This is a genomic window from Bacillus sp. RSS_NA_20 (assembly GCF_020165915.1).
GTDB lineage: Bacteria > Bacillota > Bacilli > Bacillales > Bacillaceae > Bacillus > Bacillus altitudinis.
The window spans coordinates 198,783-220,555 of sequence record NZ_JAIUKW010000005.1; the positions used below are offsets into that span (position 1 = coordinate 198,783).

The window sequence follows — 21,773 nt, forward strand, 5'->3', positions numbered from 1 at the left end:
AGGATTTGGTTATGGCCAGCGGCTGTAACCAATTTTTTTATGTGTGAAAAGATTGTAGAGGTACTTGGGTATGATCTTCGTAAATAAAACATCCCCGACGTGCTTTAGAAATGTGAGGATCGAGCTGTTGAATGAGATCATACAATTCGCTGATTCGTCTCACATTGAAATCTGTTTGAGCTTGAAGCTGTTCTTTTAGTTCTTTTGTGCTCACGATGCTTCCCTTTTTTTCTTTAATAATATCTACACACCTTGCTGCGTAGTATATTTTGTCATTAGAAGGTCTGCTCTCTTTCATATCAAGTAATTTGAGCTCATGATAAATCAGTTCTCTTTCCTTTCTAAAGTATTGCCATGCTTCTTGTTCCTTTTCATAAAGTAAAATCAATTGCATTTTCAATTTTTCTCTTAACATTCACTTGACTCCATTTCCACTATCATTTAACCTACCTCTATTTTACATTATATGAAAAAATAACATTTGATCAAGTAAAATCCTTTTATTTTTATTTTTTTAATATGAAAGTATTGATACTAAAGGCTCATCTGTTCTATAAAAGGCGCTAAACATAGTCCTATAAAGCCGGGATTCATTGAAATTACTAGGAATATTTTAACAAAAAATTGTTGTGTCTAACTGAGACCATCTGAATCCAAAGGAAAAGGATATTTATTCCGAAAGACATGTTGTTTACTTCATAAACTATTTTTCAGTCAGTAAAATCATGATTTTTTCATATGAATATGGTCGGATCAAGGTATCATTTGAAAGATGTCGTTCATGAAAATAGAATAATAGATTCAATCCTATCACTATGAAAATAAGAAAATCAAATGATCTATCACTTATTGGCAATCTTTTGATAAAATAGAAACAACAAGAGTATGAAAAAACGATTCCATACTTACAGCACATGGAGAGGATGACATTTGATGAAAGAAACAACGCAAAAACCCACAATTATAGGCGTAAGCACAAGACCATCAGAGTATTTAAAAAGAGTGTGGGAGCAGCCATTCGTTTGGTGGCCTTTATCATGTGTGCTTGTATTAACAGTTGTTGTCACTTATTTGTCTCAGCTAGTGAATGAAGGATTGTGGGCAGATTTAATTTTACCAATCCCTTTCGTTTATGTGATCACGCTCATTGGTCTGGTCATTGGGATTGTCATTAATACTGCCGTATACAAGTTCATCGTCTTTTTAGCAAAAGGTGATGCAACATTTCATCAGCTGTTTTCAGGTGTACTGTATATCACGCCTATTACGATCATTGGTACGATTATTTCTCATTTGGCGATCATTTTTTTTCATGTGCCAAAAGATATCACGGTTACCTCATTAAACGCATTCATTCGAATGTCTGGTCCATGGCATGCCGTGTTAGCCAATATCGATCTTTTTGTGATCTGGAATCTTGTTTTAACAGGCTTTTTATTGATCAAAGTCGGCCGCATTTCGCCAAGAATATCTTGGATTATTGTGAGTGTCTTTTATGTATTATCTTTAATTTTTCAATATGTAGGAACTACGATCACCATCAACATGCAGTAAGCTGGAGGTAGAATGTTTTTATGAGAAAGAAAATCATTATCGGATCCATTATCATTATTGTGATTGGTCTATTCATTGGATTTAATATTGCAAAAAACCAATCAAAGCCTGCCTCTACGGCATCATTTAAAACAATCCAACTTGCATCAAAAGAAATAACTTCTACGGTGATGACGCCTGGAACACTTTCATTCTCGGAGGAGCAATTCATTTATACAGAAGAGGAGAAGGGAAGCCTGAATCATATCGCTGTGAAAGAAGGAGAAAAGGTGAAAGTTGGAACACCGCTCCTTACATATGAAAATAAGGAACTGGAGCTTGAAGAACAGCAGCAAGCACTTGCAGCTGAATCAAGTACATTAAAGCTTGAACAATTACAAAGTAGACTCAATACATTAGATGAAAATCAGGGGAAAAAGGCGGGCTCTGATTCGAAAAACGAGCGAGATCAGCTTGAACTCGAACTCAAAGCCGCTGAATTAGAGCAAAAACAAGCGGAGCTTAACCAAGAAAAAATAAAGGCACAAATAGAAGATTTAACGATACATAGCAAAATTGAAGGAACAGTCATCTCCATCGAGCAAGATGCTGGCGCAGGGAAGCTAGAAGAGAGACAGCCGGTGATCCATATTGGCAATGAGAAAAAAATGATCGTACGAGGCTTAATCACTGAGTATGACGCCATGAAAGTCAAAAAGAAACAAAAAGTAAAGGTAACGTCTGATGTCATTCGCGGAAAGAGCTGGCAAGGAGTGGTGAAAAAAGTGGGCGCTGTGCCTGCCCAGTCAACAGCAGAAACAGCTGCTAGTGATCAAACCGTACAATATCCAGTCGAAATTGAAATAAAAGGGAAAAAGCCGGATGCAAAACCAGGCTTTAAAATGATCATGGAAATTGAAACGGACAAGCGTCAAGTGCTCACAATTCCTGAAACAGCCGTAAAAAAAGAGAAAGATGGATCATACGTTTATGTTGTTGAAAAGAATGCACTGAAGAAAGTAAAAGTGACATTAGGTGAAACGTCAGGTCAAGATCTTGAAGTGACGAAAGGTTTAACAAAAGAAGATCAAATCATTGCAGAGCCATCAGATGATATGTATGACGGAATGGAAGTGAATGCTGAATGATTCAGCTTTCAAACGTGACAAAAAGCTACGAAGTCGCTGAGGAGACATTTGATGTATTAAGTGATGTGAACCTCGTCATTGGTAAAGGCGAGTATATGTCCATTATGGGCCCGTCCGGTTCTGGAAAATCAACGTTAATGAATATCATTGGCTGTTTGGACCACCCGACCTCCGGACAGTACCATTTTCAAGGTATGGAGCTGTCGGCAGCAAAGGATCAAGAATTGGCAGTGATTCGAAATCGATCCATTGGTTTTGTTTTTCAACAATTTTATTTACTGCCTAGATTAAATGCGAGGCGAAATGTTGAACTTCCGATGATTTACGCTGGTATCAGTCAAAAGGAAAGAAAAGAGCGTGCGGAAATGGCACTTGAAAAGGTTGGTTTGGCAGATCGAATGAAGCATATGCCAAACGAGTTGTCAGGGGGTCAAAAGCAAAGAGTAGCCATCGCACGTGCGATTGTCAATGAGCCGAAGCTCATCTTGGCAGATGAACCAACAGGCGCTCTTGATTCAAAAACGAGCGGCTCGATTATGGAACAGTTTACAAAGCTCAATGAGGAAGGAACAACGGTTGTGCTCGTTACTCATGAAGAAGAAATAGCTGCGTATACAAACCGGATAGTCGTTGTAAGAGATGGACGCCTCGTTCAAGATAGATTGATACAAGGAGACGCAATGAATGAAACTCTTTGAAAATATCAAAATAGCGCTGAATTCTGTCCTAGCTCATAAATTGCGTTCTATTTTAACAATGCTTGGCATTATTATTGGGGTTGGATCAGTGATTGCAGTCGTTGCCATCGGTCAAGGCGGAGAGCAAATGCTGAAAGAATCAATTTCAGGGCCAAACAATACCATTGATATGACCTATACACCCTCTGATGAGGAGTTAAATGCGAATCCGAATGCGTTATTTGAAGCCACATTTACTGAAGAAGACATTCAAAGTGTTCAAGCATTGAATGGGGTTAAACAGGTTGCCTCCTCCACGGCACAAGGCATGCAATTAAGATTCCAAGATACAACAATAGATGCAACGGTCAATGGAATTAATGAAGGCTACACGAATGTACATTCATTACATATAGCAGAAGGACAGGACTTACGTGAAATCGATTTTAGGAGCGGAAGAAGGGCAGCTGTTATTTCAGAAGGGATACAAAAAGAATTGTTTAATGGAGAGAAGGCAGTAGGCGAGTTGATTTGGATGAATGGACAGCCGGTTGAGGTGATCGGAGTTTTAGCAAAACAGGAAGGTCTGTTCTCATTTGATATGAATGAAATATATGTCCCTTTTGCAATGCTGACAACTGCATTCGGTGTGAAAGAATATGATAAGTTGTCTATTCAAGTTGCACATGCTGATCAAATGAAAGAAGTGGGAAAGAGTGCGGCTGCACGCTTAAATGAAAACCATCATACAGAAGATGCTTACGAAATGATCAATCTGGAAGAGATTGCAGCAGGCATTGGTCAGATTACGTCTGTCATGACAACAATCATTGGCTCAATTGCTGGTATCTCATTACTTGTCGGCGGCATTGGTGTCATGAATATTATGCTCGTATCTGTCACAGAAAGAACAAGAGAAATCGGAATTCGAAAGGCACTTGGGGCAACTAGGGCTCAAATACTCGTTCAGTTTTTAATTGAGTCTGTCGTCCTTACACTGATCGGTGGGTTACTTGGAATCGCGCTTGGCTTCGGAGGTGCTTCACTTGTGTCACTGTTTGCAGGGTGGCCTTCTCTTGTATCGTGGCAAATCGTATGTGGAGGCGTCCTATTTAGTATGCTCATTGGTATTATTTTTGGACTGATTCCTGCCAATAAAGCAGCGAGGCTCGATCCGATTGAATCACTTAGATATGAATAATCCTAAAGTTAACGTACGAGGTGCTGACAAGAAGGTAGAACGAGATATATTGCCTGCTGCTCCCCACCTGAAGCTTTTATGCAAAACGCATAAAGGCTTTTTTTCGTTCAATTGAATGAAATGAAAAATGATAGAAATGCTAATATCATGACTTTCTTCTCAATGTCACATATTTTTCAGTTTACAAATGGTACATATAAAGGTAAGATGACCATTGTGAAAGATTTTGATAGTTATTGAATGTATTTGATTGTTTTGTATTGATAATGTTGAAAAAAGCGATTACAATAAAGGTGCGCGCAAAATGAATACGTTTTCAAAAGGGGGTGTTTTCAATGCTAACACCAGAAAGACATCAACTCATTATCGACTATTTAGAAGAAAACGATGTCATCAAAATACAGGACTTAATGATTATGACGGATGCGTCTGAATCTACAATTAGAAGAGATTTGTCAGCCCTCGAAGAAAAAGGCTTTCTTAAAAGAGTTCACGGAGGAGCAGCTAAAATATCTAGTATTCGTCTTGAACCGGATGTGTTTGAGAAATCTGCCAAAAACCTTCATGAAAAGTCATTGATTGCAGAGGCAGCTGCATCACTTTTAAAACAAGGCGATTGTATTTACTTAGATGCTGGTACGACAACACAGCAAATGATTGACTTTATCGATCCAGATCAAGATATCGTGGTGGTGACAAATGGTGTCATGCACATTGAAGCACTCATGAGAAAAGGCATTTCTTTTTACCTGATAGGCGGATCAGTGAAACATCGAACAGGAGCCATGGTGGGAGCCGCAGCTTTGACAGCTATGGAAAATTACCGTTTTGACAAGAGCTTTGTTGGGACGAACGGCATTCATCCCGAGGCAGGGTTTACAACACCTGATCCAGAAGAAGCGCTCATTAAAAAAAGAGCCATGAAGCAGGCGAAAAAAACCTACATCTTAACAGATGCCTCAAAGTTTGGCGAAATATCGTTTTCAACCTTTGCTAGTTTACAGGAAGCGACCATTATCACAAACGACGCAAAAGAGGATTCATTCGATAATTACCATGAAAAAACGGTTATAAAGGTAGTGAAAACATGATTTATACAGTTACTTTAAACCCATCAGTTGATTACATCGTACACGTGGAGGATTTTGCGGTCGGCGGTTTAAATCGTTCAACCTATGACAAAAAATATCCAGGTGGTAAAGGAATCAATGTCTCAAGGCTTTTAAAACGGCACGGTGTTGAATCAAAAGCACTTGGATTCATTGGCGGTTTTACAGGCAAATATATTCAAGACTTTTTACAAAACGAACAATTACAAACAGCCTTTCATGAGGTGTCAGAAGATACACGTATCAATGTGAAACTAAAAACAGGCGAAGAAACAGAAATCAACGGGCTCGGTCCAAGTATTACTGAAGCACAGTTCGATTCGTTTTTATCCCAATTCACTTCATTAACAGAAGGCGATGTCGTTGTATTAGCAGGTAGCATTCCTTCTTCACTGCCTCATAACACATATGAGCGCATTGCTGAGGTATGTGCGAAGCAAGGGGTAAGAGTCGTACTTGATATTTCTGGAGAAGCCTTAAAAAAAGCAGCAGATCTGAAACCATTCTTAATGAAACCAAACCATCATGAGTTAGGTGAAATGTTTGAAACCAGTATTTCATCTGCAGAAGAAGCCATTCCTTATGGGAAAAAGCTGTTGGAACAAGGTGCTGAACATGTCATTGTATCTATGGCTGGAGACGGCGCTCTCTTATTCAGTAAGGAAGGGATCTTTCAATCTAATGTTCCAACAGGCAAGCTGATCAACTCAGTTGGTGCAGGGGATTCAGTCGTTGCAGGATTCTTAGCTGGCGTTTCTAAAGGCCTTTCCATAGAAGAATCATTTAAGCTTGGCGTCACATCAGGAAGTGCTACAGCATTTTCTGAGGAACTTGGAACAAAAGAGCTTGTCGATACATTATTGCCACAAGTAAAAGTCACACGCATTTAAAGGAGGAGTCATCATGAAAATTACAGAACTACTCACGAAGCATACGATTAAGCTTCAATTAGACAGCCAGCAAAAAGAAGCCGTTATTGAAGAACTGGTCACTGTATTAGATACAGCTGGTAAATTAAATGATAAAGAAGGCTACAAAGCAGCTGTTGTTAATCGTGAAAAACAAAGCTCTACGGGAATCGGAGAAGGAATTGCGATTCCTCATGCGAAAACAGCAAGTGTGAAAGAACCTGCCATTGCATTTGGTCGTTCAACAGCTGGTGTAGATTATGAATCATTAGACGGACAGCCAAGTCATCTTGTCTTTATGATTGCAGCAACTGAAGGCGCAAACAACACGCATTTAGAAGCACTTTCTCGTTTATCCACACTTCTCATGCGTGAAGAGATCCGAAAGCAGCTTCTTGAAGCGGCTACTGAAGATGAAATCATTGAAATTATCAATACACATGATAAAGACGATGAAGAAGAAGAGGAAGTCAAAGAGGAACCGACTGCACCGGGAAAACCTGCTAAAATTTTAGCGGTGACAGCTTGTCCAACAGGCATCGCGCATACATTTATGGCCGCAGATGCTTTGAAAGAAAAAGCAAAAGAAATGGGCGTTGACATTAAAGTTGAGACAAACGGCTCTAGTGGAATTAAACATGCCCTGACAGCAAAAGAAATTGAAGAAGCGCCAGCTATTATTGTGGCAGCTGATAAACAAGTTGAAATGGAACGCTTTAAAGGCAAACATGTCATTGAAGTACCTGTGACAGCTGGAATTCGCCGTCCGCAAGAATTGATCGAAAAAGCCATCAACCAAGATGCGCCGATTTATAAAGGTTCAGGCGGCAGTTCTTCAAAAGATGAAAATGAATCGTCAGGTAAGGGAAGAAGTGGATTCTATAAGCACTTAATGAGCGGTGTAAGCAACATGCTTCCGTTTGTTGTTGGGGGCGGTATCCTCGTTGCGATTTCATTCTTCTGGGGAATTAATTCAGCTGACCCTAAAGATCCTTCTTTCAATTCATTTGCAGCTGTATTAAAAGGAATTGGCGGAGATAATGCACTTGCCTTAATCGTTGCTGTATTAGCTGGATTTATCGCAATGAGTATTGCAGACCGTCCAGGTTTTGCACCAGGTATGGTTGGCGGATTCATGGCCTCTGCAGCAGGTGCTGGATTCTTAGGCGGATTGATTGCTGGTTTCCTTGCTGGTTACATCGTGGTGCTGCTCAAAAAAGTATTCACTTTTGTACCACAGTCGCTCGATGGTATTAAACCAGTTCTGCTCTATCCATTGTTCGGTATTTTCTTTACAGGGATTATCATGCATTACATCGTCAACACGCCTGTTAAAATGGTCATGGACGGATTAACACACTGGCTTGAATCACTTGGTACTGGAAACCTTGTATTAATGGGGATTATTTTAGCTGGTATGATGGCCATTGATATGGGTGGTCCGATTAACAAAGCGGCCTACACATTTGGTCTTGCGATGATTGCTGCTGGCAACTATGCACCGCATGCTGCGATTATGGCAGGCGGAATGGTGCCGCCGCTAGGAATTGCCCTAGCGACAACAATCTTTAGAAACAAATTCTCTAAACGTGACCGCGAAGCAGGTATTACATGCTACTTCATGGGAGCTGCGTTCATTACGGAAGGGGCGATCCCGTTTGCAGCGGCAGATCCTCTGCGCGTCATTCCTTCAGCTGTGATTGGTGCAGCAGTTGCAGGTGGATTAACAGAATTCTTTAGAGTGACGCTTCCTGCACCGCACGGCGGACTATTCGTTTTCTGGGTAACAAACCATCCAGTTCTTTACATCATCAGCATCTTAATCGGTGCCATTGTTACAGCGCTACTTCTCGGAATTCTAAAAAAACCAGTCCGACAAGAAGCTTAATTTGAAAAGAAGCATCGTGAAGAGCGGTGCTTCTTTTTGTTTAATCATCAGCAAATTAGGAAAAAATATCTAATTGAATGGTTGTCTTGTGAATTTTTAAATGACATGTGATAAAGTAAAGTTATTCAATTCGCGTTTCAAGTCTTTTAGCAGAAAGTCTTAGGAGGAAGCAGTATTTTGAACGAAGAAAACAAACAAAACGAAAATGACATTCAATCTGATGGGAAACAAGCCAAAAAAGAGAAGAAAAGTTCTCTGTTTGAATGGATCAAAGCTATTTTAATTGCACTTGCCCTCGTCCTCATCATCCGTACGTTTATTTTTGAGCCGTATGTGGTGGAAGGAGAGTCAATGGAACCAACCCTTCATGATGGAGAAAAGCTGTTTGTCAACAAAACCATCAACTATCTCGGTGGAGTCAAACGTGGTGACATCGTGATTATTAATGGAAAAGACGGTCAGAAAATTCATTATGTCAAACGATTGATCGGCCTTCCAGGCGACACGATTGAAATGAAGGATGATACGCTTTACATTAATGGTAAAAAAGTAGATGAGCCTTATTTAAAAGAGAACAAGGCGCATGCCAAAGAGTATGAGGTACATTTAACAGGAGATTTTGGTCCAGTGAAAGTACCGAAAAACGATTACTTTGTTATGGGTGACAACAGACTGAATTCTATGGACAGTCGAAATGGACTCGGACTCATTGAAAAGGATCGGATTGTCGGCACATCAGAATTTGTTTTCTTCCCATTTGGCGATATTCGACAAACACAATAAATACACCTTTCTCATTGCGTAAGAAAGGTGCTTGAATGGACGACCCTTCCTGTAGGGTCGTTTTTAATTTGGTGTGAGCATCGTGACAATGATGACAATGGCCAAAACAGAAGCGAAAACGGACCCAGTAATCGCCAAAACAGAACGGAATAATCCAATTTTCACATTGTCTTTTCCGCGCTTTTGTAAAAAGCGTTTTGAAAAGATGTGGACCAGTGTGTAAATGAGGACAAGCCCAATATAAAGGCCAAAGTCTCTTGCATTAAAGCCTGTTGCCGATAAATAAATGCCCATAAAGAAAATTAATAAACAGTATTCCATGAGTGTGAGTAATCTCAAATCGCCCGAACTCCTTCAACAAAAACATTCCCACTTATTATACCATATTGGACAAAAAGCCTTTGTTCTTAGCGAGAGACGTTTCTATCAATCGTTATTCATGTTATACTTCATATTGATGAATGAGTGATGGAGGATTAATAAATGATTGCAGTGAATAATGTTAGTTTGCGATTTGCTGATCGTAAATTATTTGAAGAAGTAAATATTAAGTTCACTCCTGGCAACTGCTACGGACTAATTGGTGCCAATGGAGCTGGTAAATCAACGTTCTTAAAGATTCTTTCTGGAGAAATTGAAGCTCAAACGGGCGATGTTCATATGAGTCCTGGTGAACGTTTAGCGATTTTAAAACAGAACCACTTTGAATACGAAGAGTTTGAAGTGTTAAAAGTCGTCATCATGGGTCACAAACGTCTATATGATGTGATGCAGGAAAAAGATGCGATTTATATGAAACCTGATTTCTCAGATGAAGACGGGATTCGTGCAGCAGAGCTTGAAGGTGAGTTTGCTGAGTTAAACGGATGGGAAGCGGAAAGTGAAGCTGCGATCCTATTAAAAGGTCTTGGCATTCCAGAGAGCCTGCAATCGAAGAAAATGTCTGAGCTTGGCGGATCTGAAAAGGTAAAAGTGCTTTTAGCACAAGCTTTATTCGGTAAGCCTGACGTTCTACTTCTCGATGAGCCAACGAACCACTTGGACTTACAAGCCATTCAGTGGTTAGAAGAGTTCCTCATTAACTTTGAAAATACCGTCATCGTCGTATCGCATGATCGTCATTTCTTAAACAAAGTATGTACGCATATTGCAGACCTTGACTTTGGAAAAATTCAAGTGTATGTCGGAAACTATGATTTCTGGTATGAATCAAGCCAGCTGGCATTAAAACTCAGCCAGGATGCCAACAAGAAAAAAGAAGAACAAATTAAGCAGCTTCAAGAATTCGTTGCTCGGTTCAGTGCGAACGCATCTAAATCGAAGCAAGCGACATCAAGAAAGAAATTGCTTGATAAGATTTCGCTAGATGACATTAAACCATCTTCTCGTAAATATCCTTATGTTCATTTTGCGCCAGAGCGTGAAATCGGAAATGATGTCCTTCAAGTAGAAGGTCTATCAAAAACGATTGACGGTGTAAAAGTACTTGATAACGTCAGCTTTATTATGAATCGTGAGGATAAAATTGCGTTCTTAAGCCGTAATGAACTTGCTGTCTCTACTTTATTTAAAATCCTTGCTGGTGAAATGGAGCCAGACAGCGGCACGTTTAAATGGGGCGTGACAACATCTCAAGCCTTTTTCCCTAAAGACAACAGTGAATATTTTGAAGGAAGCGATTTAGATCTTGTTGATTGGCTTCGTCAATATTCTCCTAATGATCAAAGTGAAAGCTTCCTGCGTGGTTTCTTAGGCCGTATGCTTTTCTCTGGGGAAGAAGTGAAGAAAAAAGCAAGCGTCTTATCAGGTGGAGAAAAGGTTCGTTGTATGTTATCAAAAATGATGCTGTCTGGAGCGAATATTTTGCTGTTAGACGAGCCGACGAACCATTTAGACCTAGAGTCCATCACAGCGCTGAATAACGGTCTAATGAGCTTTAAAGGGGCTATGCTCTTCTCATCTCATGACCATCAGTTTGTTGAAACAGTTGCAAATCGGATTATCGAAGTGACGCCAAATGGCATCGTTGATAAACAAACAACTTATGATGAGTTCTTATCAGATCAAGAGATTCAAAAAAGACTACAAGAGCTGTATGCATAAACATAAAGAAAAGACATCCACATGAGGATGTCTTTTTTCTTTAAAAAGCCCAATTTCCATTACGGAAAATCGGTTCACGTTTACCATCTTTTGTGATTCCATCAATATTCATTTCCTTTGAACCAATCATGAAATCGACGTGTGTAATACTGCTGTTCACACCAGCTGCGTCTAGTTCCTCACGTTTCATCTCTTTACCGCCTTCGATATTAAATGCATAACCGCTGCCAATGGCAAGGTGATTGGATGCATTTTCATCGTAAAGTGTATTGTAATAGAGGATATTTGAGTTAGAAATTGGTGAATCGTCTGGTACAAGGGCAACCTCACCTAGATAATGTGAGCCTTCATCTGTTTCAACGAGAGAGGTTAAAATGTCTTCGCCCTCTTTGGCTTTCACATCTACAATACGCCCATTTTCAAAGGTTAACGTAAATTCATCGATAATGTTTCCTGCATAACTAAGTGGCTTAGTGCTAGAGACAGTCCCGTTTACACCATCTTTTTTAGGTACGGTAAAGACCTCTTCTGTTGGCATATTGGCCATGAATGATACGCCGCGTTCACTTACGCTGCCAGCACCTACCCAAATATGCTGCTCTGGAAGTTCAATCGTTAAATCTGTACCTGGTGCTTCATAGTGCAGCTTGTGGTAGTGACGTTCATTTAATACTTTTACTTTTTCATTTAGTGATTCATCATGCTTTTTCCACGCTTCAACAGGATCTGGCTGGTCAGCACGGGCGACTTTAAAGATTTGGTCCCATAATAATGCAACAGCTTCTTCATCTGCATGCTCAGGGAAAATCTTTTTCGCCCAATCTTTTGATGCAGCACCGACGACTGTCCATGCAACTTTGTCAGATTGAACGTATTGACGATATGTATGAAGTGCTGAACCTGCAGCTTTTTGCTGTGAAGCAATTTTTTTCGAGTCAATGCCACTTAGAAGATCAGGGCTTTCTGACAAGATCGTAATAAAAGCACCGCCACGTTTTGCGATGGTTTCCATCATCTGTGCTTCCCATTCTGGAAATTGCTCAAACACATCTTGTGGGGCATGTTCATATTTTAAACGGGTCAGAACACCATCACTCCAGCGGATATGTACGTTTTTCGCTCCGCGCTCATATGCGTGTTTTGCCACAAGGCGGACAAGGTCTACAGATTCAGTGAACGCAGATACGACCACTTCTTGACCACTTTGAACATTTACACCTACTTCAACGATGGTTTTTGCATATTGATCTAGTTGTTTTTCGAATGAACTCATAAAAACCCTCCTTTAGTCATGTTCATCATATCAGATTTAAGACCGAAAAGGAAAATGGGGAGCCGTCCCGAAGCAAAATAAAAAAGCCGCTTTCGTGCGGCTTTTTTAGCGGTTCAGTTGTTTCACAGGCTGTGCATTAGAAGGGGGCATATGTGAAAACGATAGGCTCATTCCTCCTAAAATAATACCGGTTAAAATGACTGTGACAACGACCCGTTTACCTAAATCAAGCAACATGTTCTTCCTCCTTCACGTTTATCCATTCATCACGATATGATCGAAATGATGAAAAAAGAAGTAGAACATGAAGATTATTTTAATGTTTTTTGCAATTTGTCGATGACTTCTAATGAACGACCTGTTCCAATTGCGACAGATTCAAGAGGATTTGCTGCGATATGAACTGGGACGACAATTTCTTGAGAGAGCCATTCTTGAATGCCGTTTAATAGTGCACCACCGCCAGTTAGAATGACGCCTCGATCTACGATATCACCACTCAGTTCTGGAGGGCTGTCTTCTAATGTAGCCCGAATCGCCTCTAAAATATGAAGAAGTGATTCACGCATAGCACCTTGAATTTCTGTTGATTCAAGTGTAATTGTTTTTGGAAGACCTGTGACAAGGTCGCGTCCACGTACTTCTAATGACTCAGGTTCGTGTTCAATGAGTCCATAACCAATTTCCATTTTTACCTGTTCAGCTGTCCGTTCACCGATCAGTAAATTGTATTTCTTTCTCACAAAAGTAATGATATCTTCATCCAGTTGATCTCCGCCAATTCGGATCGAGTGGCAAGAGACAACCCCGCCAAATGAAATGATCGCTACCTCTGTCGTTCCTCCGCCAATGTCTACAACGACGTTGGCAACAGGCTCGTCCACCGGGAGATCAGCACCGATTGCAGCTGCGACGGGTTCTTCAATTAAATGCACATGCTTTGCCCCGCAATTTTTGACAGCATCGCTGATCGCGCGGCGTTCGACTGCTGTTGAGCCTGAAGGTGTACAAACAACCACGGTCGGCTTTCTAAAGGTAAACCCAATATTTTTTCCTGCTTTTTTCATAATTTGTTTGAGTAAATCGGTTGTCATATCATAATCAGCGATGACACCATCTTTCATCGGACGGATCGCTACAATTTTTCCAGGTGTTTTCCCAATCATCTCTTTTGCTTCTGCCCCCACTGCAAGGACAGTTTTTGTTTCCGTATCTACTGCCACAACGGATGGTTCATTGAGAATAATTCCTTTATTTTTACTGTAAACCAATATGTTAGCTGTTCCTAAATCAATTCCAATTTCGGCATTTTGAAACATGTTTTCACCCAATCTCTATTTTTGCTGTTTTAAACAATTTTACATTTAAAAGTTCAGAGGGTTGAGGTCATTTGTGGGGGTGTGTGATCACCTTGAAATGAATCTGTAAAATTCAAGTCTCATTTTGACATTCACAATAAATTTTCCCTTTGGTTTTTCGATTTTGAAAAAAAATTTTATGCAGGAGAAACCTTTTAAGAATCTCTTACGTCTACGATATATCAATTGGTGAAAAACAGATTGATCTTGAGCTAATGAAAGAAAGAGGGAACGAAATTGAAATCTATCGGAGTTGTAAGAAAAGTAGATGAACTAGGGCGTATTGTGATGCCAATCGAATTGAGAAGAGCACTTGATATCGCTATTAAAGACAGTATGGAATTTTTTATAGATGGAGATAAAATCGTCTTGAAAAAATATCAGCCAGAGGGCGTCTGCCTGATGACTGGTGAGATTACTTCTGAGAACCACGAGTATGGAAATGGTCAAATTACATTAAGCGCTGAAGGCGCAGAACTACTGCTAAAAGAGCTTCAAGAAGCCCTTCAGCAGTAAATAAAAATAGCCTGTTCTCTCCCATTGTGCTGAGAGCAGGCTTTTTTTTCTAAAAAAGTTCCTTAAAAATGCCGCATCTCCCTCAAAAAATAAGTGGAAAATGGTACAATTGACAAAGAATCTCAGGGCGGCAGGTGGAATTATTTGAACAAAACATATCAAGTACGGATCCTGTTATCCGTTCTTGCATTTATATTAATTTTGAGCTGGGATTTCTTTTATTATCTTAGCGGCTATCACATTAATTGGCCGCTCGATCTAGCCTTTACAGTCGTTGTTTTGGCCGGTATTTGGACCATCTCAGGCTATGTGGACCGGTTGAATTTGCTTGTATCAGATTTAAATAAACGAGAAAAAGAAGCACACGAACTGACAGAGCGGCTGAATCGAATCACAGATAACTTGCAAGAAATCGTTTTTGAAACCAATGAAAAAGGTGAAATCATTTTTTTAAATCAAGCATGGAAACAAATGACGGGTTACGACATAGAGGAGTGTCTAGGTACGATGTACAATCAGTACTTTGATCAAGAAGAGCATGTCGTTCAGCATTTGTTGTCTGTGATCAAAGAGCATAAGGATGAGGGGCGGGTGGAGCTGCAGCTTCTCCATAAAGAAGGAAAAAAGGTATGGGGAGATGTGCATTATAAGCTTTATTTCGATGAACAGCACCAGTTTACTGGAGGTATTGGAACGGTTGCAGATATCACGAAACAAAAGCAGGCAAAGCTTGAACTTGAAAGATCAAATCAGCAATTGCAAATGCAGGCACAAAAGCTGGCTGTTGCAGGGCAAATAGCCGCTGGCATTGCCCATGAAGTCAGAAATCCGCTCACCTCAGTCAATGGATTTTTGCAGCTGATGAAAACGCAATATCCTGAAAGAACCGATTATTTTGATATCATCTTTTCTGAAATTAAACGCATTGATTTTGTTTTAAGTGAGCTGCTTGTCTTAGCAAAACCTCAATCGGTTCAATTTCAAGAAGTACAGCTCCATGATTTGCTAGAGCAGGTGATTACGTTATTAAAGACCAATGCCGTTCTTTCAAATATTGATCTCAAACAGCCATTTAAAAAGCAGGATGCTGGCACGATATTAGCAGACGCCAATCAAATGAAGCAACTGTTCATTAACTTAATCAAAAATGCGATCGAGGCGATGCCTGAAGGCGGCAATATATACATATCAACAGAAAAAGTGATGAATGAATGGAAAATCACGATTCAAGATGAAGGAAAAGGAATGTCCGAAGAGGACATTCTGAAAATATATGATCCTTTCTTTTCGACTAAAAAAGAAGGTACAGGACTTGGTTTAACGATCTGTGCGACGATCTTAAAAGATCACCATGGAAGAATGGATGTAAAGAGTGAGCTCAGCAAAGGGACGGCTTTTGATATTTACTTACCTGTGTATCAAAAAAGCAGATAGTAGCAAGGTGAGAGGATGTGATGTGTGATGACGAAAGAGACAAAGACGTTATTTGTGTATGGGACACTTTTAAAGCACGAAAAGTATCACGAGACATTGATGAAAGAAAGCAGTCCATTAGCAGCATCTGCTTGGATAAAAGGGAGACTGTACGATACAGGTGAGGGTTACCCTGTGTGTGTTGTCTCGGAACAAAACACAGTATATGGAGAATTGTATGAGGTCAGTGATGAAACGCTGCATAAGATAGATGAGCTAGAGGAAGGGTATGACCAGCAGGAAATAGAGGTTATGACAGACCAGGGGCCAAGGTCAGCCGTTGCTTATACAATATGTAAGCAGAAGGCATCGAGCCTGAAGGAGATTGAAAGCGGCTGCTGGAAGTCATATCAACTATGGGAGCGCAAACCGTCTTCCTTCTATTATTTTGCCTATGGGTCCTGTATGGATGATGCAAGGTTTAAGCTTGCGAAAGTGGAACATTATTTCAAACAAATCATCGGCGGCGGCACACTTGATCATTTTACCACAAGGTTTACATTGGTGCGCCCTGATGGATCAAGAGCAGATATGGTAGAAGACGGTGGAGAAACAGAGGGTGTTCTATATGAAGTACCTTTTGATGCCATTCGTTATTTGTACAAACGAGAAGGTGTAAATGAAGGAACTTATCGTCCAGCATTTGTCGATGTCACAGTAGGTGATCAAGTGTATGAGGACTGCTTAACGTTTCTCGTTTTAAAAAAGAGCGAAGAAATTGCGCCTCCTGGTCATTATCGCAGTGAAATCGAAAAAGGAGCAGACCTTTACTTAAGTGAAGCATTCCGTAAAAAAATACGGTCACATATGGATTCATTAATCAAACCGTAGTAAAATGCATGGTAAGTGATATAAAAGGAGTCTGAACATGAAAAAGGAATATGCAGTCATTGGTCTTGGACGCTTCGGCGGAAGTATCTGCAAGGCGCTAAGCGAAGAAGGACTTGAAGTCATGGCCATGGATATGAATGAAGATCGTGTGAACGAATATGCTAAAATTGCATCACATGCCGTGATTGGTGATTCGACGGACGAATCTGTCCTAAAAAACCTAGGCATTCGCAATTTTGATCATGTGATCGTGGCGATAGGTGAAAATATTCAGGCGAGTATTTTAACAACGATTATGCTGAAAGAACTTGGTGTCAAAATGGTCACAGTGAAAGCTCAAAATGACTACCATGAAAAGGTTTTGAATAAAATTGGTGCGGACCGTATTGTCCATCCTGAACGAGACATGGGCAGACGGATTGCACATAAAATTATTTCTAACAACGTGCTTGATTATTTAGAGCTGTCAGATGAGTACAGCCTTATTGAAATCGTCGCCAACAGCAGACTCGCCGGGCACTCTTTGTTAGATCTCGACATTCGTGCAAGGTACGGGATCAATATCGTGGCAATTAAGCGCGGGAAAGAAGTGATCGTTTCACCGCTCGCAGATGAAATGATTCAAAAAGAAGATATCCTCATTGTCATTGGGGCAGTGGCAGATATCGGGCGCTTTGAAAAACGGGAAATGCAGAACGACTATTAAACACTCCGAGAAGGGGTGTTTTTTGCTTTAGAAGTGTACGTATGGGGCGGACATTGTGGGAGAGAACAAAGTGGAAATGAGCCGTTTACTTTCTAAAAGAACAGCAAAATAGAACATGGTTATTTTTCAGCCAATTATCACTATTCAGAAATAAAAATCAATCTTTTGATATGGTTGATTTTCTCTAAATGTCATTGACTGGACAAACAGATTCGTTTACGATAAGAAACATTATATTGTTTACTCGGAGGAGGCAGTGTCGTTGGATAAGGAGCTTTTCAGACATCAAATTGAGGTAGCTGCAAAGAGAAAAAAAGCAGCCCTAGTGATTAAACATGCGAAGGTTATGGACGTGTTTAACCAGGAATGGATAGACGCTGATGTCGCTGTTGAAAATGGAAAAATAGTAGGAATTGGGGAGTATGAGGGAGAACAGGAGCTGGATGCAACAGGTCAAATGCTTGTTCCCGGTTTCATTGACGGCCACGTTCATATCGAATCCTCGATGGTGACTCCTGCTGAATTTTCCAAAGCTGTCGTTCCTCACGGCGTGACAACTGTTGTAACAGACCCGCATGAAATTGCCAATGTATCCGGTGTTGCAGGTATCCGTTTTATGCTCGAAGAAGCGAGAAAAGCTGCTTTAAATATATATTTCATGCTGCCATCCTGTGTACCGGCAGTCAGCTTTGAACGATCAGGTGCTACACTAAAAGCAAAAGATTTAAAGCCTCTTTATCAGGAGAAAGAAGTGCTTGGTCTTGCCGAAGTGATGGATTATGTCGCGGTTGAACAAGCGGAAGAAGATATGCTTCAAAAACTGCTTGATGCTCAACATGAACATAAACTCATTGATGGCCATCTAGCAGGATTAACGGACCGATTAATTAATGTGTACCGAACAGCTAATGTCCAAACGGATCATGAGGTGACAACAGCTCAAGAGGCCCTTGAACGTGTCAAAAGAGGCATGTATGTCATGCTCAGAGAAGGCTCTGTTGCTAAAAACGTGAAAAACGTATTACCTGCTGTCAATGAGAAGAATGCGAGACGCTTTTTCTTTTGTACGGATGATAAACATTTAGATGATTTAATGGCTCAAGGAAGTATTGATGAACAAGTACGGATGTCGATACAAGAAGGATTGGACCCCTTTTTAGCATATCAAATGGGAAGTTTAAACGCAGCGGAGTGTTTCGGTCTTAAAACAAAGGGAGCGATTGCACCAGGCTTTGACGCGGACTTTATGCTCATTTCTGACTTACATGAGGTAGGAATTACAAGCGTCTTTATCGCAGGAGAATTGGTCTCTGAACATGGAGAATATTTGCCAAGTGTCGACAAGATCACGCCAAATTCTTCGCTCATGCAATCGGTACATGCAGTGGACGTTCAAGAGAAAGATCTAACGCTGCCTATAACAGATCACCAAAAGATGAATGTCATTCGCATTATACCGAATCAGCTTGAAACGAAATTAGAAAAAATATCTCCTTCTGGAAGCGATGGACAATTTACGAGTGATATTGATCGAGATGTATTAAAAATAGTGCTTGTCGAACGCCACAAAGGTCTATCTGAAATTGGGATAGGGGTTGTCAGCGGATTCGGCTTAAAAGAGGGGGCAATTGCAACAACAGTTGCCCATGACTCGCATAACTTAATTGCCGTTGGAACAAATGATGCTGATATGATCAAAGCCATTGAGACGTTAAAAGAAGCAGGGGGCGGTTTGACCGTTGTAAAAGACGGAGAAGTTCTTCATACGCTTCCATTACCGATTTCCGGTTTATTATCAGATCAACCTGCACATACGGTCAATGAAAGCCTTCATGCACTTCATGATGCTTTAAAGGAAACAGGCTTTGTCTTAGACTTTAATCCGTTTTTGACATTATCCTTCTTGGCACTGCCAGTCATTCCTGATGTGAAAATGACAACACAAGGATTGTTTGATGTGAGAAGTTTTCAGCATCTCCCGATTCAATCGTAAAACAATGACTGAACCCGCACGTATCGTAAAGATATGCGGGTTTTTTTTATTGCGCATAAAAAAGAGACACAGCCAATTGGCTGTGTCTCCCTGTACGTCATTACACTTCCATAATAATCGGTAAGATCATTGGGCGGCGTCTTGTTTTTTCATAAAGGAAAGGAGCAAGAGTGTCAGTAATCTCGTTCTTAATTTCTGACCATTGAGTCGTCTTGCGTTCCATTACTTTTTCAAGATGCTTTGAAATGAGATCTTGCGCGTCATTAATGAGGTCTCCAGATTCTCTCATGTAGACAAAACCTCTTGAGATTAAATCAGGACCTGCAGAAATTTTGAATTCTTTCATATCCATGCTGACAACAACAATGACAAGACCTTCTTCTGAAAGAATGCGGCGGTCTCTTAACACGATGTTGCCGATATCACCAATACCGCTACCGTCGATATACACGTTGCCTGATGGAATTTTGCCAGCGACACTTGCTTCGTCACCTTTCAGTGCAAGAACTTCACCGTTATCCATGATAAAGCAGTTTTCCTCAGGAATTCCGCAATCATTCGCAAGTTTAATATGCGTTTTTTGCATGCGGTACTCACCGTGAATCGGCATGAAGAATTTAGGTTTAATTAAACGGAGCATCAGCTTTTGTTCTTCCTGCCCGCCGTGTCCAGAGGTATGAATATTATTGAGTGAGCCATGAATGACTTCAGCACCAGCACGATAAAGCTGGTTAATGGTACGGCTTACGCTAATATTATTACCTGGGATCGGAGAAGACGAGAAGACAACAGTGTCTCCAGGGTTAATTGAAATCTGGCGGTGCGTACCGTTGGCAATACGAGAAAGAGCGGCCATCGGTTCGCCCTGACTACCAGTACAAAGAATGGTTACTTTGTTTGCTGGAAGGCGGTTGATTTCATTGTGTTCAATGAACGTGTTTTTTGGACATTTGATATATCCGAGCTCTTGTCCAATATCAATGGCAGACTCCATGCTACGCCCAAACACAGCGACTTTTCGGCCGTTGGCAACAGCTGACTCGATAACTTGCTGAAGTCTGTGAATGTTAGATGCAAATGTAGCAAAGATAATACGACCATCTACTTTTCTGAAGATGTCATCAATGCTTTCACCTACACGTCTTTCGGACATCGTAAATTCTGGAATTTCACTATTTGTACTGTCAGATAGAAGACAAAGAACGCCTTCTTTCCCGATCTCAGCCATTTTCGTTAAATTGGCAGGCTCGCCAACAGGAGTAAAGTCAAACTTGAAATCGCCTGTATGTACGATGTTACCAGGAGGTGTCTTCACGACAATTCCATAAGAATCTGGGATACTGTGCGTCGTTCTAAAGAAAGACACAGCTGTTTTTCTAAATTTGATCGTATCTTCTTCTTCAAAGATGTGAAGTTTGGTCTGTCTTAATAGACCATGCTCTTCCAATTTGTTACGAAGTAGGCCGATTGCGAGTTTGCCTCCGTAAACTGGAATATTCACTTGCTTGAGAAGATAAGGGATACCGCCGATGTGGTCTTCATGTCCATGAGTAATAAAAAGACCTTTGATTTTATCTTCGTTTTTAACTAAATACGTATAGTCAGGGATGACGTAATCAATTCCTAGAAGTTCATCTTCAGGGAACTTAATACCAGCATCAATCAAAATGATTTCATCTTGAAATTGAACGCCATACGTGTTTTTACCGATCTCGCCTAATCCGCCGAGCGCAAAAACTGCCGCCTGATCGTTTTTTACAAATTTCATTCCTCTCATAGCTCCAATACTTTAAAATTTTCACTTTCTCGTTCATAGTCTAAAAAAGCACCGTCTACAGGCTGAATGAATTCAATATTGTAGTTATGTTTTTTCAACTTATCGCGTACGTCTCTTTCAGAAACCGCTTCAACGTATAGTGAATCTGTGTGTTCTCTCACAGGTACCTCAGTCGTACTTGCCTGAAAAAATACCTTATATATCATCCAAATCTCTCCTTAAATACCGTATGTTACACTCGCTTATTCTATTATATTAAAAAAACGCGCATAAGAAAAGTCTCAGAGAAAAAAGGACCTTCAGCAAATGTGCGGAAGATCCTTTTAAGCAATCGATTTTTTACGAAGCATGTCCTTCCATTGTCTTCGAATTTTCTTGCGCAGACGACGAAGCATCGCGGATCGCCTCCTTTCGGTATGAGTTCATTCAGCCATTTGTTCCGTTCTCTCTATATACTTGTATTATATGATGTTTCCACTTAATGTTACATGGTTAT

At 40.4% G+C, this 21,773-nt stretch carries 21 protein-coding genes; 14 read left to right on the forward strand and 7 right to left on the reverse strand.

The window, feature by feature from the left end:
* Window positions 1–37 precede the first annotated feature (37 nt).
* A complete protein-coding gene (locus LCD32_RS06590) occupies window positions 38–415 on the reverse strand; it encodes a hypothetical protein (protein WP_008345156.1) in 378 nt (125 codons plus the stop codon).
* A gap of 518 nt (window positions 416–933) precedes the next feature.
* Here LCD32_RS06590 and LCD32_RS06595 point away from each other — a divergent pair.
* The 8 genes from LCD32_RS06595 (at window position 934) to lepB (ending at window position 9,247) form a co-directional block, all read left to right on the forward strand.
* Window positions 934–1,554, forward strand: coding sequence for a YIP1 family protein (locus LCD32_RS06595; protein ID WP_224563263.1), 621 nt, complete (start codon window positions 934–936; stop codon window positions 1,552–1,554).
* Between the two features lie 20 nt (window positions 1,555–1,574).
* Entirely contained in the window at window positions 1,575–2,681 is a 1,107-nt protein-coding gene (locus LCD32_RS06600) for an efflux RND transporter periplasmic adaptor subunit (RefSeq protein WP_060781031.1), read from the forward strand.
* Window positions 2,678–3,379, forward strand: coding sequence for an ABC transporter ATP-binding protein (locus LCD32_RS06605; protein ID WP_007498627.1), 702 nt, complete (start codon window positions 2,678–2,680; stop codon window positions 3,377–3,379). Before LCD32_RS06600 ends, LCD32_RS06605 begins: the two co-directional genes overlap by 4 nt.
* Window positions 3,366–4,559 carry an ABC transporter permease gene (locus tag LCD32_RS06610; protein ID WP_035392183.1) on the forward strand — a complete coding sequence of 398 codons (1,194 nt, stop codon included), beginning with the start codon at window positions 3,366–3,368 and terminating at the stop codon, window positions 4,557–4,559. The genes LCD32_RS06605 and LCD32_RS06610 overlap by 14 nt, the downstream gene beginning before the upstream one ends.
* Before the next feature lie 335 nt (window positions 4,560–4,894).
* The gene (locus tag LCD32_RS06615) at window positions 4,895–5,650 is read left to right on the forward strand and encodes a DeoR/GlpR family DNA-binding transcription regulator (protein ID WP_060781032.1); all 756 of its coding nucleotides are present in this window, start codon (window positions 4,895–4,897) and stop codon (window positions 5,648–5,650) included.
* Complete coding sequence (gene pfkB, locus LCD32_RS06620) at window positions 5,647–6,558, forward strand: 1-phosphofructokinase (RefSeq protein ID WP_058213807.1); 912 nt, start codon at window positions 5,647–5,649, stop codon at window positions 6,556–6,558. Before LCD32_RS06615 ends, pfkB begins: the two co-directional genes overlap by 4 nt.
* Window positions 6,559–6,571: 13 nt before the next feature.
* On the forward strand, window positions 6,572–8,464 hold the full coding sequence (locus tag LCD32_RS06625) for a PTS fructose transporter subunit IIABC (RefSeq protein ID WP_060781033.1): 1,893 nt from the start codon (window positions 6,572–6,574) through the stop codon (window positions 8,462–8,464).
* Window positions 8,465–8,674: 210 nt separating this feature from the next.
* Complete coding sequence (gene lepB / locus LCD32_RS06630; RefSeq protein WP_034647709.1) at window positions 8,675–9,247, forward strand: signal peptidase I; 573 nt, start codon at window positions 8,675–8,677, stop codon at window positions 9,245–9,247.
* A 63-nt stretch (window positions 9,248–9,310) separates the two neighbouring features.
* Here the strand turns inward: lepB and LCD32_RS06635 are convergent, their stop codons facing one another.
* A complete protein-coding gene (locus LCD32_RS06635) occupies window positions 9,311–9,586 on the reverse strand; it encodes a hypothetical protein (protein WP_008345136.1) in 276 nt (91 codons plus the stop codon).
* A gap of 144 nt (window positions 9,587–9,730) precedes the next feature.
* On the opposite strand from LCD32_RS06635, the gene LCD32_RS06640 reads away from it, so the two are divergent.
* Window positions 9,731–11,350 carry an ABC-F family ATP-binding cassette domain-containing protein gene (locus tag LCD32_RS06640; RefSeq protein WP_007498620.1) on the forward strand — a complete coding sequence of 540 codons (1,620 nt, stop codon included), beginning with the start codon at window positions 9,731–9,733 and terminating at the stop codon, window positions 11,348–11,350.
* 40 nt (window positions 11,351–11,390) lie between these two features.
* Here the strand turns inward: LCD32_RS06640 and LCD32_RS06645 are convergent, their stop codons facing one another.
* From LCD32_RS06645 to mreBH, 3 genes are all read right to left on the reverse strand, one after another.
* A complete protein-coding gene (locus LCD32_RS06645) occupies window positions 11,391–12,623 on the reverse strand; it encodes an aminopeptidase (protein WP_008345134.1) in 1,233 nt (410 codons plus the stop codon).
* Between the two features lie 105 nt (window positions 12,624–12,728).
* Complete coding sequence (locus LCD32_RS06650; RefSeq protein ID WP_003210922.1) at window positions 12,729–12,860, reverse strand: protein YkpC; 132 nt, start codon at window positions 12,858–12,860, stop codon at window positions 12,729–12,731.
* Between the two features lie 74 nt (window positions 12,861–12,934).
* Complete coding sequence (gene mreBH, locus LCD32_RS06655) at window positions 12,935–13,942, reverse strand: rod-share determining protein MreBH (RefSeq protein WP_039168654.1); 1,008 nt, start codon at window positions 13,940–13,942, stop codon at window positions 12,935–12,937.
* A gap of 276 nt (window positions 13,943–14,218) precedes the next feature.
* Here mreBH and LCD32_RS06660 point away from each other — a divergent pair, with 276 nt between their 5' ends.
* From LCD32_RS06660 to ade, 5 genes are all read left to right on the forward strand, one after another.
* Window positions 14,219–14,497, forward strand: a complete 279-nt coding sequence (locus LCD32_RS06660; RefSeq protein WP_017359400.1) for an AbrB/MazE/SpoVT family DNA-binding domain-containing protein — start codon at window positions 14,219–14,221, stop codon at window positions 14,495–14,497.
* A gap of 144 nt (window positions 14,498–14,641) precedes the next feature.
* Entirely contained in the window at window positions 14,642–15,931 is a 1,290-nt protein-coding gene (locus tag LCD32_RS06665) for an ATP-binding protein (protein ID WP_007498613.1), read from the forward strand.
* 27 nt (window positions 15,932–15,958) lie between these two features.
* Window positions 15,959–16,801 carry a gamma-glutamylcyclotransferase gene (locus tag LCD32_RS06670; RefSeq protein WP_224563276.1) on the forward strand — a complete coding sequence of 281 codons (843 nt, stop codon included), beginning with the start codon at window positions 15,959–15,961 and terminating at the stop codon, window positions 16,799–16,801.
* 37 nt (window positions 16,802–16,838) lie between these two features.
* On the forward strand, window positions 16,839–17,507 hold the full coding sequence (locus LCD32_RS06675; RefSeq protein WP_008345123.1) for a potassium channel family protein: 669 nt from the start codon (window positions 16,839–16,841) through the stop codon (window positions 17,505–17,507).
* Between the two features lie 262 nt (window positions 17,508–17,769).
* Complete coding sequence (gene ade / locus LCD32_RS06680; RefSeq protein WP_224563278.1) at window positions 17,770–19,500, forward strand: adenine deaminase; 1,731 nt, start codon at window positions 17,770–17,772, stop codon at window positions 19,498–19,500.
* Between the two features lie 100 nt (window positions 19,501–19,600).
* On the opposite strand, the gene rnjA is transcribed toward ade, so the two are convergent.
* Both rnjA and LCD32_RS06690 read right to left on the reverse strand, forming a co-directional pair.
* The gene (gene rnjA, locus LCD32_RS06685; protein ID WP_008345116.1) at window positions 19,601–21,268 is read right to left on the reverse strand and encodes a ribonuclease J1; all 1,668 of its coding nucleotides are present in this window, start codon (window positions 21,266–21,268) and stop codon (window positions 19,601–19,603) included.
* Window positions 21,269–21,273: 5 nt separating this feature from the next.
* Window positions 21,274–21,483 carry a DNA-dependent RNA polymerase subunit epsilon gene (locus LCD32_RS06690; protein WP_008345114.1) on the reverse strand — a complete coding sequence of 70 codons (210 nt, stop codon included), beginning with the start codon at window positions 21,481–21,483 and terminating at the stop codon, window positions 21,274–21,276.
* Window positions 21,484–21,773: the final 290 nt, after the last annotated feature.